This window comes from Streptomyces sp. NPDC050508, assembly GCF_040655155.1.
Lineage (GTDB): Bacteria > Actinomycetota > Actinomycetes > Streptomycetales > Streptomycetaceae > Streptomyces.
In genome coordinates this window covers 206,739-224,670 of sequence record NZ_JBFAJJ010000014.1, presented here as the reverse complement: position 1 = coordinate 224,670, position 17,932 = coordinate 206,739, and the positions used below count along the sequence as shown (strand labels likewise).

At 68.0% G+C, this 17,932-nt stretch carries 15 protein-coding genes; 7 read left to right on the top strand and 8 right to left on the bottom strand.

Annotated features, from left to right (window positions below):
- Nucleotides 1–12 precede the first annotated feature (12 nt).
- Complete coding sequence (locus tag AB0I69_RS34580) at nucleotides 13–1,677, top strand: MFS transporter (protein WP_363099673.1); 1,665 nt, start codon at nucleotides 13–15, stop codon at nucleotides 1,675–1,677.
- A gap of 559 nt (nucleotides 1,678–2,236) precedes the next feature.
- On the opposite strand, the gene AB0I69_RS34575 is transcribed toward AB0I69_RS34580, so the two are convergent.
- Both AB0I69_RS34575 and AB0I69_RS34570 read right to left on the bottom strand, forming a co-directional pair.
- Entirely contained in the window at nucleotides 2,237–3,364 is a 1,128-nt protein-coding gene (locus AB0I69_RS34575; protein ID WP_363099672.1) for a three-Cys-motif partner protein TcmP, read from the bottom strand.
- A gap of 100 nt (nucleotides 3,365–3,464) precedes the next feature.
- Entirely contained in the window at nucleotides 3,465–4,220 is a 756-nt protein-coding gene (locus tag AB0I69_RS34570; RefSeq protein WP_363099671.1) for a phage Gp37/Gp68 family protein, read from the bottom strand.
- Nucleotides 4,221–4,680: 460 nt separating this feature from the next.
- Between AB0I69_RS34570 and AB0I69_RS34565 the strand changes: the two genes are divergently transcribed.
- Nucleotides 4,681–5,763 carry an SAVED domain-containing protein gene (locus AB0I69_RS34565; RefSeq protein ID WP_363099670.1) on the top strand — a complete coding sequence of 361 codons (1,083 nt, stop codon included), beginning with the start codon at nucleotides 4,681–4,683 and terminating at the stop codon, nucleotides 5,761–5,763.
- An 86-nt stretch (nucleotides 5,764–5,849) separates the two neighbouring features.
- Here AB0I69_RS34565 and AB0I69_RS34560 read toward each other — a convergent pair whose 3' ends face one another.
- The 6 genes from AB0I69_RS34560 to AB0I69_RS34535 form a co-directional block, all read right to left on the bottom strand.
- Nucleotides 5,850–7,613 (bottom strand): ThiF family adenylyltransferase, encoded by a 1,764-nt coding sequence (locus AB0I69_RS34560; RefSeq protein ID WP_363099669.1) that lies wholly within the window; start codon nucleotides 7,611–7,613, stop codon nucleotides 5,850–5,852.
- The gene (locus tag AB0I69_RS34555; protein WP_363099668.1) at nucleotides 7,610–8,602 is read right to left on the bottom strand and encodes a cyclic GMP-AMP synthase DncV-like nucleotidyltransferase; all 993 of its coding nucleotides are present in this window, start codon (nucleotides 8,600–8,602) and stop codon (nucleotides 7,610–7,612) included. The genes AB0I69_RS34560 and AB0I69_RS34555 overlap by 4 nt, the downstream gene beginning before the upstream one ends.
- A gap of 229 nt (nucleotides 8,603–8,831) precedes the next feature.
- Nucleotides 8,832–9,617 (bottom strand): hypothetical protein, encoded by a 786-nt coding sequence (locus AB0I69_RS34550; protein WP_363099667.1) that lies wholly within the window; start codon nucleotides 9,615–9,617, stop codon nucleotides 8,832–8,834.
- Nucleotides 9,614–10,444, bottom strand: a complete 831-nt coding sequence (locus AB0I69_RS34545) for a hypothetical protein (RefSeq protein ID WP_363099666.1) — start codon at nucleotides 10,442–10,444, stop codon at nucleotides 9,614–9,616. The genes AB0I69_RS34550 and AB0I69_RS34545 overlap by 4 nt, the downstream gene beginning before the upstream one ends.
- Nucleotides 10,445–10,521: 77 nt before the next feature.
- Complete coding sequence (locus AB0I69_RS34540; RefSeq protein WP_363099665.1) at nucleotides 10,522–11,061, bottom strand: GNAT family N-acetyltransferase; 540 nt, start codon at nucleotides 11,059–11,061, stop codon at nucleotides 10,522–10,524.
- Entirely contained in the window at nucleotides 11,058–12,341 is a 1,284-nt protein-coding gene (locus tag AB0I69_RS34535) for an XRE family transcriptional regulator (RefSeq protein ID WP_363099664.1), read from the bottom strand. Before AB0I69_RS34535 ends, AB0I69_RS34540 begins: the two co-directional genes overlap by 4 nt.
- 239 nt (nucleotides 12,342–12,580) lie before the next feature.
- On the opposite strand from AB0I69_RS34535, the gene AB0I69_RS34530 reads away from it, so the two are divergent.
- The 5 genes from AB0I69_RS34530 (at nucleotide 12,581) to AB0I69_RS34510 (ending at nucleotide 17,925) form a co-directional block, all read left to right on the top strand.
- A complete protein-coding gene (locus tag AB0I69_RS34530) occupies nucleotides 12,581–13,027 on the top strand; it encodes an ATP-binding protein (RefSeq protein ID WP_363099663.1) in 447 nt (148 codons plus the stop codon).
- Nucleotides 13,024–13,218, top strand: coding sequence for a hypothetical protein (locus tag AB0I69_RS34525; RefSeq protein WP_363099662.1), 195 nt, complete (start codon nucleotides 13,024–13,026; stop codon nucleotides 13,216–13,218). The genes AB0I69_RS34530 and AB0I69_RS34525 overlap by 4 nt, the downstream gene beginning before the upstream one ends.
- 89 nt (nucleotides 13,219–13,307) lie before the next feature.
- Nucleotides 13,308–13,487 carry an FxLD family lanthipeptide gene (locus AB0I69_RS34520; RefSeq protein WP_363099661.1) on the top strand — a complete coding sequence of 60 codons (180 nt, stop codon included), beginning with the start codon at nucleotides 13,308–13,310 and terminating at the stop codon, nucleotides 13,485–13,487.
- A 218-nt stretch (nucleotides 13,488–13,705) separates the two neighbouring features.
- Entirely contained in the window at nucleotides 13,706–16,660 is a 2,955-nt protein-coding gene (locus tag AB0I69_RS34515) for a lantibiotic dehydratase (protein ID WP_363099724.1), read from the top strand.
- Entirely contained in the window at nucleotides 16,657–17,925 is a 1,269-nt protein-coding gene (locus AB0I69_RS34510; RefSeq protein WP_363099660.1) for a lanthionine synthetase C family protein, read from the top strand. The genes AB0I69_RS34515 and AB0I69_RS34510 overlap by 4 nt, the downstream gene beginning before the upstream one ends.
- The last annotated feature ends 7 nt before the right edge of the window (nucleotides 17,926–17,932 follow it).

The following is a 17,932-nucleotide window of genomic DNA, read 5'->3' as shown; positions in this document are numbered from 1 at the left end:
CCGAGGGTATTCATGACCACGCCTCCGACGTTGCCGAAATTCAGGCAGCGGTTGATCCTCGTCGTTCTCATGTCGTGCTCGCTGCTGATCTGGCTGGACAACACCGTCCTGAGTACGACCCTGGAGACCCTCGCGGACCCGGTCCGTGGACTGGATGCCAGTCCCGCCGAGCTCCAATGGGCGACGGGCTCGTACACCCTGGCCTTCGCGACCTTGATGTTCACCGCGGGTGCGCTGGGGGACCGCTTCGGTCACCGGGCCCTGCTCGTCACGGGACTGGTGGTCTTCGCCGGGTCCTCGGTGTGGGCGGCGTACGCGGGTGACGCGGGTCAGCTGATCGCCGCACGGGCGGCGATGGGCGTGGGCAGCGCGCTGATCATGCCCGCCGACCTGGCCATCCTCATGTGGACCTTCACCGGCCCCGCGCGGACGAGCGCCATCGCCGTCTTCTCGACATCCGCCGGCGTCGGAATGGCGGTCGGCCCGGTGCTGGCGGGGGTGCTCCTCGACCATTTCTGGTGGGGCTCGGTCTTTCTGGTCAACATCCCGGTCGTAGCGCTGACGTTGGCCGGGATCGCCGTGCTCGTGCCGAACTTCCGCAGCCCTGTCCGGCGACCGTTGGACCCGGCCGGGATGGTGCTGTCGATCAGCGGACTCGCGGCGTTGGCCTACGGGCTGATCCGTGCGGGGCAGGTGGCCGCCTGGAGCCGTACGGACGTCTGGGCGCCGATCGCCGTCGGACTGGTTCTGCTGGCCGTCTTCGTCCTCGTCGAACTGCGCATCAAGGTGCCGAGCTTCGACCCCAGACTGCTCGCGCAACGCACCTTCGGCGGCGGCAACGTGGCGCTCGGACTACTGCTCTTCACCGTGGCGGCCATCACCTTCTACAACGCGTTCTACCTACAGGGCACACGCGGCTTCTCGCCGACGGAGGCGGGCCTGGCCAGTCTCCCGACCGCGTTCGGCGCGATCGTAGGGGCACCCCTCGGCGCACGTCTGGTCCGTCGCTCGTCGCTCCTGGCCGTCACCCCCGCGTCGCTGGCCTTGGCGGCGCTGACCATGGGCGCGTACGGGTTCCTCGGACTGGACACCCCCCTCGTCCGGATCGAGCTCCTGCTGCTGGCCCAGGGGCTCTCGATCGGCATGGTGATCGGCCCGGTGACCGCGGCATTGATCAGCTCCCTGCCGTTGGAACGGGCCGGCGCCGGGTCGGCCGTCACCAACACCGTGCGGCAGACCGGCAGCGTGATCGGGATCGCGGCCGGCGGCACGATCATGTCGCTCGTCTATCGGCGCACGATCGAACCCGCGCTGACCGACCTACCCGGCCCGGTGCGAGACCGGGCGCGAGTCTCCGCCGAACAGGCCCGCCACGTCGCCACGGCGATCCACCGGCCCGCTCTTGCGCACGCCGCTGATGACGCGTTCATCCACGCGATGCACGTCGGTGCGGTCTGGATCATGCTCGCCGGACTCCTGGGAGCGGCTGTGCTGGTGCTCGCCTTGCGGCCGGGCGGAAGTCCCGGGGAGCCGGAGCCGGTGGCGGAACCGGAGCTGGAGCCGGTGACGGAGCCGGTCGACGATCGAGGAGGCAGCCGCGCCACGGCCGAGGCGCCCTCCCGTTCCGGGGCGGACGACCGGTCCGCCTGCGAGGGCGACGACGTGGGCAGCCACTGACACCATCGAGGAACGTCTTGGCGCGGTGCCGGTCCGCTGACTCCGCGACCTCGGCCGGCGACGGTGCGGGCGCCTCCGGAGCCCACGCCGTGGGAGTCGATCGCGTTCCGTGCGGTGGCCTGCGGTGGCCTGCGGAGCTGTCTGGAATGCCGTGCGATCTCCAGGAACTCACGCCTGAGCGCGGCAAGCTGAGCGGGGCTGTTCCGTCGCCACTTCATAAACGCCCCGGTGAATTCTGATCCTGCACACAGAAAGGGCCGCCCGATCGGTGTAGCCGTCCGGCGACCCCTCCGGGGACATGAAAAAGGCGGGGTCCGAAAACCCCGCCCACACACTACGGAACCTCAACTCACGGCCACACCAAGCAATAAGGCTGATGCCCCGCCTCATGCAACCGATGGCTGAAGTCCTGCCATTCGTGCAGCGATTGAGGGCGGGAGGGCGCTGACCTGGGGTTTCTTGGCGATGTGTGCGCTGACCAGGGGAAACGTCTCTCGGTAGTTCTCACTGGTCTACGCCGTTTCCCGGGCTCATGTGCCCTGGATGTGCCCTCGGGCTCTCACCAAAGGGCGCCCTGCTCGGCCGACGGGTTGGTGGTGGGAGGTGTCGCCGTCAGGGTCACTCGTGTCTTGACGTTGATGGCACGAGGATCCGTCGTCACGATGCCAGCGTCACGGAGTTGGCGGACGGTACTGATCACTTGGGCGGGCCGGTAGACGGTCTCCAAGAGGGCGTATTGCTTGAGCTCCGGGATCGTGAGCCCGTTGGGCGCCTCGGAGATGAAGTCGCGCAGGATCCGACGCAGCGGAGCCGTATCCGGTTCGAATTCGAGATCCAGCATCTGCTGTTGGGTGTCCCTGGGGTCGCGGTATCGGACGCCGTAGGAAGGGTCCACCTTCCACATGGCGTCCTTCATCTTCTCCAGCCCCCGTTCGTGCCGGGTGCCGAAGATCAGGTAGAGCTTCCGGCCGCCCTCGTCGACCATCTCGAAGTACAGCGTGTGCGTGAAGCCGGCCTGGCGCAGCGTGTCGCGGTAATGCTCGCGCAGAAACGTGAACTTGTGTGAGGAAGGCTGCTGGAAGACGGCTTGCCACTCCCGGTTGCCGAAGGCTTCGTCGCCGAGCTGACGGTGGCCGTCGTGGTTCTCGGCGAACCGGGTGAGGAAGCTGGGCTCGAAGGTCACCATCACTTCGGTGCTGGGATAACGCCCCAACTCGTGCAACAGCGAGTAGGGGATGTCGGGGCCGCCGAAGCTGTCCAGCAGGACGAAGAGAGGCTTCCCCAACGCACCGATGCTCCGAAGCTTCTGTATGAGGGCTGGGTGGAAGTCTCCGTGGCGTATGTCCACGGCCAGTCGGTTGGTGATGTCGTCCGTTTGCCGAGAACGGGCGAGTGCCATCTGGCGCTGTAACTCCTCGACGCGTCGGGCATCCTCTTCCATGAGGATTACGCGCATACGCTTCGGTGACCTGTGCAGAGCGTCGGCGAAGACGTCGTAGGCGATTACTGGGGACCCGGGCTCGCCCTGCCTGTAGACGCCAGCCCCTGCGAAACCTTCGGCGTAGCTGATCACGTCATGCCGTGACAGGAGAATCGGCGTCCATGCCTTTAAGTACTGCTTCAGTAAGTCATGTTTTGCCGCCGTGTGCGGATCGCGATCCCACACGGCATCCTTCGGTACAGCCACGACCGCTCCCCCTGCTCCTGTCGGCCCCGCTGGGGAGAGGGTCACACACTGTTGCCATAGGTCACCAGAGTGCGTACGGGTGTCTGCCGGAATTTGGCCGTTAATGTGCCGCCGCAGGCAGCCGAGGAGGCATCTCGTCCCAGGTCATTCCACTGAGCTCGCGGCCCCCTGATTTTGGGGTGCGGCCGCCCCATTGCTTGAAGAAGAACGGCACGTCTGCGTCGTTGCAGGCATTCCGGATGTCCACCAGCCACTCCTCTTGCACCGGCCGATGGCGGGGGCCCGACTCGCCGCCGGCGATGACCCAGCCGATGCCGTCCAAGCGCAAACCGCTGAGTGGGCCGAGCAAGGGTTCGCAGGACAAGAAGCGCACTACGGCGGGAACTTGTCGCAGGTCATCGACGCGGTCCAGATGATCTGCGTTTTCGACGGAGACTCCCATCCACAGGTTGGGGGGCCAGTCGAGTTCGTTTGCCACCCGTCGAAGCCTGCGGGCTCTCTTGGTCAGTAGCTGGTAGGTGTGCTGGGGTGTCTCCGCGATCACTTGGAAGACCTGCCGGACGAAGTCCAAGGGGACCTTGGCGTGGAAGAGATCGCTCATGGAATTGACGAAGACCATCCGTGGGGCCTTCCATTGGCGGGGGATGGCCAGGGCATCTGGGTGCGGGGTGAGACCGAAGCCTGGGCCGGATGTCCTTGGATCGCCGTCCGCCTGGTACTTGGCGACCCCCATGGCTTTCAGGCGCCTGGATAACGTCAGGGCGTAGCAGTTGTCGCACCCGGGGGAGACGCGGTCGCATCCTGTGGTGGGATTCCACGTCGCCTCGGTCCATTCGATCGAGCTGCGATCGCCCATGGGTCCCCTCCCGTAGCGGGCGGACAAGAGCCATCAGCGCTTGCCCACTCGGCGCTTCGACTGCGCTGCCTAACGAGCGACGTGCCGAACTGGCACGCGATCGCCCCCATCCTTCACGTCGAACGTATGTTCTGTGAAGGGGGTGTTGGGGTCGGGGGCGGTCATATGGTCGGCGTTCTTGTGTTCGGCCGGTGCACGCGGAGCCGACGCTGGGCCCGTACGAGCCGCTGATTGAGGCCGAGTATCCGCATTAGCTGCAACTGGGAAGGCTGGACCCCGGACGGGAACGCACAATGGTTCCGGCAGGCGCGCTCCGAGACGGGAGGCAAGGCCCATGGCGAGGAAGGCTGCCGGACAGGGCGGCGGGAGACGAGCCATCCCGGCGCCTGTGCGCTTGGAGGTGTGGGTGCGCAGTGGTGGTCGGTGCGCGATCTGCAACAGGTATCTGCTCGACGGTGGGATGACCGGCCGCACGGTGCGGCAGGGGGAGTTGGCGCACATCGTGGGCCAGCAACAGACCGCAGGCTCCCCGCGCGGTGAACACGACTTGGTGGAGCGCGACGCTGCTGACAACTTGATGCTGGTCTGTGCCGACGAGCACGACGAGATTGACGCTTCCGGCACCCTGGACGTTTTCACCGTGGAACGGCTGCGCGCGCTCAAACGCGCTCACGAGGACCGCATCAAGCATGTCACCGGGCTGACCGACGACCGGGCGACCACAGTGCTGCGGATGGTGGGCCGGGTGCGTGGCCAGGAAGTCGAGCTGACCCGACAGACCGCCGCTACTACGGTGATCACCTCTGGGGATCGGTTCCCGCTGTTCCTGGAGTCCTATGAGCGGCACGGCGTGGAGATCGACCTGCGCCACGTGGCCGGCGAAATGACGATCGATCTGCGTGACATCCCCGACGAGGAGACTGGAGGCTCGCCCTATTACCGGGCAGCGACCGCCGCTATCGACGAGGTCATCGACAACCAGCTCAACCGCGGCATCGCCCGCGACAAAGTCGCGCACTTGAGCGTCTTCGGTTTCGCCCGGCTGCCATTGCTTGTCTACCTCGGATCCCGTTTGGACGACACCGTGCCCACCGACATCTATCAGCGCCACCGCGAGGACGAGTCCTGGTCGTGGTCTTCGACAGCGCCGGTGGTCGGCTTCGCGGTCCACCTCGACGTAGACCAGCCGCCCGCGCATGAGGCGGTGCTCGTGCTGAACCTCTCAGGCACGATCCAGCCTGAGGAGGTTCCGCACCAGCTCGCCGGACTGCGCCGCTACCGCATCAGCCCTGTCGGTGCTGCCGCCGCGCCGGACGTGCTGCGCAATCGCGCTTCCTTGACTCAGTTCCAGGAGGTGTTGCGGTCGCTGTTCGCGGATCTGGAGGCCAGCGCGAAGCAGGTACGGCGCTTGCACGTGCTGTTCGCGGTGCCGCTCTCGGCCGGGGTGAGCCTGGGACGAGTACGCGACCGGCAGGTGCACCCGGCGCTCGTGCTCTACGACCGCACGCCGAGCGGATATCGACGGGCCTTGGAGATTCCCTGACGTACTGACACATCATGGCGAGCCGATAGCTCGTTGCTGCGTTCACCTTGGTGACAGCACAATCGGCCCAGTGCACGGAGGGCGGGTCAGGGCGCGGCCGGTGTCACGTCGTGGGGCAGGAAACGGTGGTGGGGCGATCCGGCGGCGTGAGGGAGCGCGACCAGATGCGTACCCGAGCCGGGAGTCATCAGGTGCATCCCCAGGAAGGACGTAAGTGTTCCGGCGATAGCGGCCAGGTCGGCCGATGACCCGTGGAAGGTGGGCACCGAACAGCCGCGGGTCGGTACAAGTTCGTCGCCGTCCGGGGTGTCCTGCCACAGGCGGTGGTAAAGCTCTAGGGCGGGGTCGGCCAGTACGATCTTCCCGGCGGCAGTGTCGATGCTGCTGGGCCCCTGTGCGGTGGTGGGCGCGGAGACGCTCAGCAGGCCCAAGGTGCCAGTGCGGGTGTCGGTGGCTACCTGAGCCAGGACCGGGTGGGGTCCCCCGTTAGCCGCGAGACGCTCCAGAATGTGGCCCATGGCAATGCTGACGGTCGCGTCGATAATGACTTCGGCGGCCGCCAGAGCGGCAGCGTCGGGCAGTACGCCGTCGTGGACGTGGATCGCGACGGTGTCATCCACTGCTCGCAGCCGTCGGGCCAGGGCCTGGGCTTTGGAGGCTCCGACGTCAGCCTCGACGTAGTTCTGCCGGACCAGCAGTCCGCCAGTGACTGTTCCGGGGTCGCAGACTGCCACCTGTGAGGCGCCGGCACGGACGACGAACTCGGCGATCCAGGAGCCAAGGCCGCCACAGCCCCAGACATGCACGTGTTTCCCCAAGAAGCCCCCGATGAGGCTCCCGTCATCGCGACGTGTGGTCACGGCAGGTCGTTCATCGGACACAGGGCACCATTCGATCAGTAGGTCCGAGCGGATCCGGGAGGCGTCGATGTTCAGCGCGGAACCCTGCTCGTGGGCCATGCGCCGCAGCGCATCCGCAGCGGGCGCCGGAAGACGTGCACCCAACAGATGGGGCGGGCCGCCCGCAGGGTGCGGGACCGCCAGGATCAGGTACTGCGGCGAGCCATCGGGGTTGCGGGCCGCACTGGCCGCGAGCGTGGTCAGGATCGCCGGAGACTGGGCGACCGCCTGTGGCAAGGTTCGCCGTTGGCGATCGAACGGAGGGTTGTCCACATAGGTCAGTAGCTCGGCAAAGGTGGAGCCGCCGCCGAGCGGCAGCGCGCCCGCAATGGTGATTACTGGCACCCGTACGGCCCCACCTTCCGGGGGCGGACTGTAGGCCAGGTCTAGGCGGTGCTCGGTGCGCGCGATCAGGTAGCCAGCCTGGATCCGCTGGTCGGGGCCCGGAACGCGTACGACCAGAGTCGGGGTGCCGGGCGTGTGGTGAAGTACTCCGCCGACGGCGTGGTACATCGCCTTCGAGGCGTCGAACTGACCCGCTGCCGCGTCCTTCAACCAGGACCACAGCCGGTTTAGATACGCCCGCATGCCCCCGCGCAGCGGATCCCACTCGCGGGCGGGGTTCAGGAAGATACACAACCGGCGCCCCTGGAGGACGTGCGGGTAGCCGGCGAACCTCCAGTGCTCGACTTCGACGGTGATTGCGGACAGCGGTGAGGCAGGCAGGGTCAGGACGAACTCCTCGTGCTCCTGCAGAACCAAGCCACCGTCAGCAGTGGCCAAGGAACCGGTTTGAAGCCGCAGCGTCACCCGGAGCACACCGTTCTGGCCGCGGGCCGGAACCCCCACCAGATGCAGCACGTCCGGCTGCTCGGCCGCCGCTTCGCGCAGCTCGGTCAGGGCCTGTTTCTGCCAGTCCGTCGGTGCGGGTCGGTTCCTGCTATTACTCACCCGGCGCGACCGGGCCGCGCGACGGCGGTGACCGAGGCGGCAGCCATAGGGAACTTGGCGCTGCTGGTTGCCGTGACCGGGGCCTTGAACTCGGGGCCGAAAAGGTCCTGCCACAGCCGCAGGCTCGTGTCCTTGTCCTCGGCGTGGTAGGCGTCGTCGATTTCGGCGGCGTGCTTGTGGATGCGGTCGCGGAAGTAGGAGTACGTGTTCTGCTCCCAACGGTGGTCGTAGGTCAGCCCAGACCCGGAGGGATCGGCGACCGAGGGCTTGATCTCGTTGGCCTGCAGATAGGCGTCCAGGTCACCGACGATGTGCAATAGAGCAGTGGGCACATCACGGTAGTAGCCCGGATCGGAGAACTTCTTGTAGGCATGGACTTGGTTGCCGAGCAGCGTCGTCAGAATCACCGACCGCGTCCCGGTGAACGATCCCTTGTGATCGCGCAGGAACTTCATCAGCCGGATGACCTTGCGCAGATTCCCCTGCGCGATCTGGTCCTGAGCGCGCATCCAAGTTGTGAAGCCCTGCGAGTCGGTGTTCTCCCAGGTGTCCTCGTCGCGGTTGACGATGACCTCTCGGCCGTCGACCAGCACCACGTAGGGAACGATGTCCACGTGCATGGAGTTGCTGTAGACCAGCCGCACGCATCGGCACTTACGCGAGTGCGGCATGTCCTTGTAGATGCTGTGCCGATGCAGGGCCGCATACACCTCCTCGATATACGTCTTGGGGCTCTGCGACCAGTCCGGGTTCTCGGCCATCAGCAGCATCACGTCAGCATCGAACTCCGTCCCGCCGACCGGGTCGATGATCGTGCGATGCGCCCATGAGCCCTGCGGAATCTTGCCCAGGATCAGCGAGCCGATCTCCTCATCCGCCTTCAGCGCCCGGTAGATCGCCTCCACCCGGGTATCGAGAAGGTCGAGTTTGACTTGGCCCAGGTTCACCGTGGTGCGCAGGAACTCATTGAAATGGTCGGCGAGCTGCATGGTTGTCCTCGGATTCGAACGGGCCGACCGCCCCGGACCACAACAGAGGAAGGGAGCTGACGGCGTAACACACTTGCCTCATCCAGCCTAGGCGTCACCACTGACATCACGCCGTCGCCAGCCCCAAGCGTCCCCGACGCCGTCGTCAACGAGAGCACAGCCGCGAGCATGGCAAGTTCAGCCGAACGCGACTCTGTGCCCTGGAGCCGCCCCCGTCGGGCGGCTGGGATCAGAGCCACACGCTCCAAGCGGTAGCAACAACAGCCGCCAGGAGGGCGATCGAGACCGTCCATGTAACTGCTGCTCGCGGGAAGGTCTGTTGTGATCCTCCAGTGATCTCAGCTCGGGCTGATCCGTGACGATGCGCGACGGCGACGGGCGCAGTGACGGTCACGGAGGAGTTGTCGCCAGTCGCGATGTTGATGTTCTGGAGGGCCTGCGCGACTTGGGCGGGCGTCGGATCGTGCTGGCCATCAGACATCGTGGCACGCAGTTCCCCGACCAACTGAACGAGTCGGGTACGCACCTGGTCGAGAACGCCTTCCAGCGCCGACGGGTGGACAGCCCAGTACAACTGGAGCACCTGGCGACGGGAGTTCTGGCTCATGAGCACGGCGAGATCGGCAGCCATGACGTCCCCGAGCTGCACGGTCTGGCCAGCACTTCTGGCAATGAGGGCCTCGATCTGGCCGACACCTTTTCCGAGGCGGAGTTCATTGCCCATGTCGTCGCGGGCGAAATCCGGGAGGTCGAACGTACTCACCGGTTGTTCCTTGAACTGGTACATACCGGCAAAGCCGTCCATCACCAGAGGGGCCGATATGCGTCGATAGTCGGGAATTGGTACGTCGCTACCCTCGTAGCCCCGGAGTTCGCGCAGCGCCCAGGCCCTCAGGGGGTCGGAGTGAGCGTGCCCGCCCAGGGCGATCACTTGGCGCAGGACCGGGGCGAGTGGACGTCTCTCGTCTAGGACATCCGCCTCCAGCCGGTCGAGGCGGCTTCTGCGGAGTCTCATTTCACGATCACGGTGGCAATGACGCCGGCGACGGCCGCGAGCGCCGCGACGGCGCCCCAGATGACAGTCGTGCGGTGCCACCAGGGCTGGGGAATCGTGGGCGCGGGCTCGTTGACGTTGGCGTTCGCGGTGCTGCCACCATCCGCCTTCGCGTTCGGCGCGACGATGTGGAAGGTGGAGTTGTCGCCTCCCGTGATGTTGAGGGCCTGCTGCGCGGCCGAGTCGATCTGGTTGGGGTCAGGGTTCTGCTGGCCAGGGGGCATGGCTGCTCTCACTTCCGCGACGAACTGGGTCAGACGGGTTCTGATGTGATCGAGGACGCCCTCGATGCTGGCCACGGAGACATCCCAGTGCAGAGACGTGATGTCGGCGGCTTCGTTGCCGAGACGATGCTGCTCCTGCGTCATCTGCAGAACGTACTCGGCGGAGCCGGGCGGGCTGAGGCGTACCACCCGGTCGCCGTGAGCGACTACGGCTTCGAGTTCTCGGACGCCTTGCCGAATCGGTGCGCTCTCCCCGATGCCGCGATCACGAGCAGGCTGGGGAAGTTGATGCGTGCTGATTCGCCGGGTGTTGCCCTGAATGATCTGGCCCGGAAGGTTGAGATCCACCACGACCTCGAGTGCTGCTGGCACCTTGCGGTACGGGGGCAGTTCATCCGTCGTCGTGTACCCTTCCAACTCCTTCAGCGCCCAGGCACGCAGTTCCGCATGGTGGGCGTAGCCAGCGAGCATGAGGCACTGACGGAGGGCGGTCGCGAGAGAGGCGGTGTCGTCCAGGACGGCGCGCTCAAGCTGCTCCAGCCCTCGGACGTCGGGTGTCGTCACGACATCCAGTCTGCACTGCCCCGCTGACAACGCCGGTTGACGGCGTTGTCCTGGTGCCACGTTCCCCTTTGGGCTGGTCAGCGGATGGCGCGGATCATCACTGTGAGGACCGGCGAGGCAGGTGACGGCTGGCTCTGCCCGATGTCCTCGTATCCCCACGACATATACAGCGTATGGACCTTTCCGTCGCCGGCGGCCGAGTTGACCATGAGCGTCACGTACGGCTCGTCACGGGTGGCGAGGAGGGCGCCATGGATACGCCGGGCAGTGCCAGTCTTCCGCCAGGTCGGCCGGACGCCGATCTCCTTCAGGGCCACGGCCGGTCGCTCGGTGTATTTCTCCGCCGGTGCGGGACTGGTGCGCTGCCAGTACCGGTCGCCGTGCTCGATGGTGTTGCCGTAGGCGTAGCCGACCGGATGTCCGTCCGCGTACGCGAGGACAGCAACGAACCCCGGCTCGGTGGCGTGCCGGTCCAGGCGCTCGCCGAACGCGGTGACCGCGTAGTTCGGCAGGTGCAGGAGCGGGGCGCGCACCTCGGCGTACACGTCGAGGAGGTCGCCTCGGACGGTGTCGAGGGTGGTGAAGGTGCGTAGTTCGATGGCGGGCGCCGTGGTCATGCGGCCATCCTCCAGGTGGCGGCGTGCTCGGTCCACGTCTGCACAGTGGTACTGCCTGGTGCGGTGGCTCGCAGTGCTGCGCCGAACTCCTGGAGCATGCGCGTTACTCGGGCGTGCTGGGTGGCGGCGTCGGTGGGGACCTTCATCGCGGTGGTCGTCGCGGCTTCCGGCGCGCCCTGGGCGAGTTGGGCGTGTGCGAGTCGGGTCGTGGTGATGGCCCTGGACCGGGCCATGTGGGGCCGGAGGGCCGACAGGCAGCGGTGGGCGTGGAACTCGGCGGTCGGGTAGTCGCCGAGCGCCAGGTACGCGGACAGCGCCAAGTGGTCCAGTTCGGCCTGGTCGTAGAAGGCGAGCATCCACACCGGGCGGTAGTCGGCGGGGTCGGCGCGCAGCATGGCGTCCTGGGCCTGTTCGAAGGCGCGGCGGGTACCGGTGGGGTCCTGTGCCGCGCCGTGGATGGCGCCCTGTCGGGCCAGGCCGAGGGACGCGAACAGGGGGTCGCGGCGGGTGAGGTGGAGGTTGCGGGCGACGTCGTTGGCGGCGAACGCGTCGGCAGGGCGACCCATGTGCCGGTACATGGTGCCCGCATGGCTCCAGATGCGGAACTTGATCGCTTGGTCGCCGGACATCTCGGCGAGGGCCTGGGCCTCGCGCATGTGCGCCTTCGCGTCGTCGTAGCGGCGGCCGTCGATGGCGGCCCACATCGCCGAGGAGCGGAAGGCGGCTGCGGAGGCGTAGAGGTTGCTGCGCACGCGCTGGGTGGCACTGCCGGCGTTCTGGAGGTTGAGCGCTTCGTCGGCGAGTGCGGCGGCCCGGTGCTCGATGCCGAGTTGGCCGCCGTGACGGTGGTCGCTGGCGATGAGTTCGGCGAAGCGCTTCTGCAGGCGGTCGACGTCGCTCATGCCGATACGGCGGGGAGAGGCGGTGCCGGGGGCGGCTGCTGCGGCGGCAGCCGCCGCGATGCCGCCGACGAGGGTACGGCGCTTCATGTCGGGGTCCTCCTGCTGCGGTGGGGCTGGGGTGGGCCGAGCCCGGCCCCATGGCACGAACCCTAGAGCGACGGCGGGCAGACCGCTGACGTCCTCAAGTGCCTTACGGGTAGCCGACTTTGGCCACTTGACCCGGCCCGATTTCCAGGCCCGGATCGACGAGCCGTCCAGGCCGCCAGGTCTCCCGGTCAGTCGCTCTAAAGCCCTGTTCACGGTGTCAGCAAGGCTGTTGGAGCTGTGGCCGTGTTCGGCCATCCACGCCTCAAGAACGGTGTTGCGCGTGGTGTCCATGTCCGCACGGTAGCTCTCACCTCCCCGCACCCGCCAGGTAAACGGAAGGTCAAATCGCCCTAGGTGGCTCCGTCGGGAGACCAGCTGATCGCCCTAACCAACCTGCTGTGAAAGGGAGTTGTGTGGTTGCTGGTTGCCCGTCACCCAAGTGCGGGCGGCTGTTGACCGGCCCGGGCCGCCCCTGACACCTGCCGAGGGGGCGAGCCGGGCGCCGAGACAACACGAAGGCCCCACGCCCAATGACGAGTCTCAGTACGCCAGTTCAGGCCGCCCCCACCGGCCACCCCGCCTACAGCCAGACCTTCCCGTGCGAGCCGTCCACGGCCGAGATCGGCCGCAAGCTCGTTCGTGACGCCCTCGGCGTATGGCACCTCGACAACCTCGCCGACCGCGCCACGCTGATCATCTCGGAACTGATCGCGAACGCCGTCAGGCACACCTCGTGCCACTCGATCCGCCTGATGGTCGGGCGGCCGAGCCCGGAACGGATACGGCTCGGGGTGGTGGACCGGGCACCTTCACGCCTGCCGGTCCTTGGTCCGCCCGATTGCGACGACGAGTCAGGGCGTGGCCTGCTCCTCATCGACACCGTCGCCGACCGCTGGGGCTACGACCTGCACGGCTCAGGCAAGTGCCCGTGGGGCAAAGAGGTCTGGGCCGAACTCCTCATCAAGGGCGACGAGTGAGCACCCCGGCCGCGTTGACCCAGCCTCTCCCGGACATCGCCCGCCTCCGGCCCCGCCAGCAGATGGCGATGGAGTGCGCCCACTGTGCCCGGTACCTGCGCGCGAACGGGCGAGTCCTGGGTGACGTGCGCCATCTGGGCCTGCCGTTCCGGCTCTGGGTCTGCGCACCCGACTGCCGGACGGTCGGCTGACCAGACTCCCGCCTCCGGTCGTGCGGTTCTGTGCCGTGCAGCCGGAGGCGGGCGCCACCACAACATCACAACCATTCAGAGGAGTTGGCATGACGCGCAGCACCGTAGTACCGAGCACCACCCTGGTGAGCCACCAGACCCCGGCGGCAACGGACGGGTTCGACCTCGACGTCTCCCTCGTCGAGATCGCCGACCCGGCGGGCCTGGTCAACCTGACCGACGACAACTGTGGCTCCACCTGCGGCGCCTGCACCACCAACGTCGCCTGACCCGAGGCTTCGGGCCTCTCCGGTCCGGTGCCGTCGCGCTCTACGGCGTGACGGCACCGCCCGTCCGTGCCTCGCCCAAGGAGGTAGTGGTGGCTGCTCCGCCCTCAGCGTTCCGAACCGGCACGACCGCTCTCGTACGAGCCGTTGCCCGGCCGACGCTGCCGTGCCCTCCGTTGCCTGACCTCGACGATCGCTCGTCCAACGGGTCGGCCGCCGGTATCGCGTGGCTGCGCGCGGTCTGGTCGGACGACGACGTCGTTGAAGCCCTGCGACACGCCAGCCCAGTCCTGGCCGCACAGGTACGGGGCGTGTGCACGTCCGGGAAGCCGTCTACGCGCGACGTGCGGCGTACGGCGCTGTCCGTGGCCCGCTACCTGCTGCGGTCCGAGCATCGGGCAACACCCTTCGGCTTGTTCGCCGGCGTGGCCACCGCGCAGTTCGGTCCGCAAGCGCGAGCAGGTTGGGGAGTGAAGCACGTGGCCGTTGGCCGCGCGGGGGCTGAGTGGCTGTACGCCCTGATCGAGCAGTTGGAGTCGTGCCCGGACTTGCTTGAACGGCTGCCTGTCGTCCTCAACAACACCGTGACGAGCCGAGGAGACCGGCTCGTCGTGCCGTTCCAGCCCGATGTCCAGGGTGACCGTACTCGCGCGGTCGAGGCGTCCGTGGCCCTGACCGCCCCTGTGCGCGCGGTCCTTGCCGCGACGCGGGCGCCGATCCGCTTCGGCGCGCTCCTGGACAAGTTCCGGGCGGATTTCCCAGAGGCCGGGCACGTGAAGTCGCGTGCTCTGCTGGGGGAGTTGATCCGGCGGCGGGTGCTGATCACGAGTCTTCACGCACCGAGCACCGAGACCGACGTACTCGGGTACCTGCTTGACCAGCTCGACGCGATCGACGCCGGAACCCTGGCCTCGGTCGCGGAGACAGTGCGCGAGCTGCGCGCTGTTCGCGAAGGTCTGGAGGAGTGCGCCACGCGGGGCGGCCGGGACAGCGTCGCGGATCAGATGCGGGAACTCGTGCCCGGACTGCGTCGCCACCCCGTTGCGCTCGACCTGCGCCTGGACTCGCAGATCGTTCTGCCGCACGCCGTAGCCCGAGAGGTCGAGCGCGCCGCCCTCATCCTGACCCGGGTGAGCACCCGCCCGTACGGGACCGCCGCGTGGAACGAGTACCACCAGCGTTTCTACGAGCGGTACGGCATCGGCACGATGGTGCCGCTCGCGGAGGCCGTGGCGGACAGCGGCACTAGCTATCCCGACGGCTACCCGGGCACTCCGGCCGGCGCGCGCCGGCCTCGCATCTCCGCCCGGGATGACGCTCTCGTACGGCTCGCGCAGGCCGCCGCGCTCGACGGCTGCGACGAGGTGCTCCTCACCGACGAACTAGTTACGGCCCTGGACACGGGTCCCGACGAGCCGCGGCTGCCACCGCACTTGGAGATCGGGGTGCGGGTACACGCAACCAGCCTTCGTGAGTTGCAGCGCGGGCGGTTCCGGCTGGAGGTCGTGAGCGTGTCACGCGGAGTAGGCGTCTCTACAGGCCGGTTCCTCAGCGTGCTGGCCCCCGGCGACCGTCAGGCCCTGGCCGCGGAGCTCGCTGATCTCCCAGCTGCGGACGGCAACACCGTGCCCGCACAGCTCTCCTTCCCACCGCTGCTCCCCGAGAGCGCCCACGTCACCCGCGCCCCGCAGATCCTGCCCACCGTTATCAGCCTCCAAGAACACCGAGCGCCCGGCGACGAAATCCTCAACCTCGAAGACCTGGCCGTGGCGTGCGACGGCCGCCGTATGTACCTCGCCGCACCCGAGCGCGGCCAGCGCATCGAGGCCGTCGGGATGCACGCGCTGAACCTGCGCACGCACACTCCGCCCTTGGCGCGGCTCCTCACCGAGCTGTCCCGCGCCCAGTGCGCGCAGGTCACCGTGTTCGACTGGGGTGTTGCAGCGGCGATGCCGTTTCTTCCGCGTCTGCGGTACGGGCGCACGGTGCTGGCCCCGGCCCGGTGGCGCCTGGAAGCACCCGAACTGCCCAGCCGTACACGCCCTCGGGCCGAGTGGGACACCGCGCTCACCGACTGGCGGGCCCAACGGCGGCTCCCCCGGCGGGTCTTCCTCGTTGAGGACGACCGGCTGCTGTTCCTCGACCTCAACCAGGCCGGCCACCGGACGTTGCTGCGCCAGCATCTCGACCGTACGCACCTGGCGGTGCTCGTCGAAGCCCCGGAACCCAATGCATATGGCTGGTGCGATGGCCGTGCTCACGAGGTGGTGGTGCCTCTCAAGGCGACCCGGCCTACGGCGTGGCCACCCTTGCCCGCTCCCACCCAGGCCCGCGCCCTCTCACCGGCCCAAATCCAGACACCGGCCGCCTCGTCGGTACTCTTGGCCACCCTGTACGGAGACCCCCGCCGCCAAGACACCCTGCTCTCCCGCCACTTGCCCGAACTCCTCGAACGACTCGGCGCCCCACCATGGTGGTTCATCCGCTTCCGGGATCCCGAACAGCACTTGCGCCTGCGCATCGAGCTCCCTGCTCCGGAGGCATTCGCCGAGACGGCTCGGACGGTGAGCGCATGGGCCGACGAGCTACGCGGCATCGGTCTGCTGGCCGACCTGCGCTACTCAACCTCCTATCGGGAGATGGGTCGTTGGGGCTCCGGTGCCGCGTGGGACGCGGCTGAGGAAGTCTTCCGGGCGGACTCGCGCGCAGTCATGGCCCAGCTCTCCCAGCCACGGCGGCCACACGAGCGCACGCTGGTGGCCGCCCACTCCGTCGCCATCGCTTCCGCGTTCCTCGGCAGCACTCAAGCCGGGATGCGCTGGTTGATCGACCACATCCCGCCCAGAGCCCCCTCGCCTGTACCCCGACCGCAGTTCACCGACGCGGTACGTCTCGCCGACCCTCGCGACGACTGGGCGGCCCTGCGCGCAACCCCCGGAGGAACAGCCATCGTGTCGGCGTGGGCCGACCGCAACGCAGCGCTCGCCGCCTACCGGACACACCTGCCCGGCCCGGACACCAAAGGCATCGCCATCGACGACGTCCTGACCTCCCTGCTGCACGTCCACTTCGTACGGCACATCGCGGTGAACTTCCCCGAAGAAGCGGTCTGCCTCTACCTCGCCCGCGCCGCTGCCCTGGCCTGGACAGCACGCGCCACCGGGAGGACATCGTGACCACCCACACCGCGCTCGACCTGGCAGCAGCCGTCGCCGACCAACTCGCAGACCCCCACACAGCACACCTTGCGCCAGCGATCGCCCATCGGCAGCACCTCGCCCATGGCCTTCCCGGCATCGCCCTCCTGCACATCGAGCGGGCCGCAACCGGACTGGGACCGTGGCAGCGCGCCCACGGCTGGCTCGCCGCCGCCTCCCGCGAACCGCTCACCAGCGGCCCCGACAGCCACCCCTTCTACGGCGCACCCGCCTTCGCCCACGCCCTGGCCCGCGCCGCCGATCACCTGCCCGGTGCCTATCAGCGCGCCCTCGACACTCTCGACCACCAGATGACGACCGATGTGAACCTTCGCCTCGACGCCGCACACCGCCGCATCGAGGCAGAACTCCTCCCGGCACGCGCCGAGTTCGACACCATCCGTGGCCTGGCCGGCTACGGCGCCTACCTACTGCGCCGCAACCCAGACGCCACCGTTCTCCGCGCCGTACTCGACTACTGCGTGCGCCTCACCCAACCGCTCACCCACAACGGCGAGTTGCTCCCTGGCTGGTGGACGGCCACGGGACCTTCGGGCCGCCCGGACGACCGTTTCCCCGGCGGGCACGCCAACAACGGCATGGCACACGGCATCGGCGGCGTGCTCGCGCTGCTGGCGCTCGCCGCCCGGCAAGGCACCCTCGTCAACGGCCACACCGAAGCACTGGGACGGATCCTGGCCTGGCTGGACCGCTGGCGAGAGAACACCGGCCGAGGGTCGACGTGGCCGTACTGGATCACCCGAAGTGATCTGAACGCAGGCCGACTTGGTCCGTCCGTACCCCGGCGGCCGTCATGGTGCTACGGCACCGCCGGTCTCGCCCGCGCCCAGCAACTCGCCGCGCTCGCCCTCGGTGACGTCGGCCGCCAAGTCGAAGCAGAGAACGCGCTCGTGGCCGCCCTCACCGATCCCGACCAGTTGAAAGCCACGACGGACAACGGCCTGTGCCACGGTTTCGCCGGTCTCGCCCACGTCGCCGCCCGCGCGGCCGACGACGCCCACCCCTCGACCGTCGGACGGCTCCGCGCTGCAATCCCCGCGCTCCTGGCCGTAGTTCACCCACCGGGAACCGACCCCGCACACGCCGCCTCGACGCTCATACGGGACGAGGAGCGGGGCCCCGGTTTCCTCGACGGCGCCGCCGGTATCGCCCTGGCCGTCCTCGCGCCCAGCACCGCCACACCGCCCCAATCCGCCTGGGACGCCTGCCTGCTCATCGCCTGACCGCATC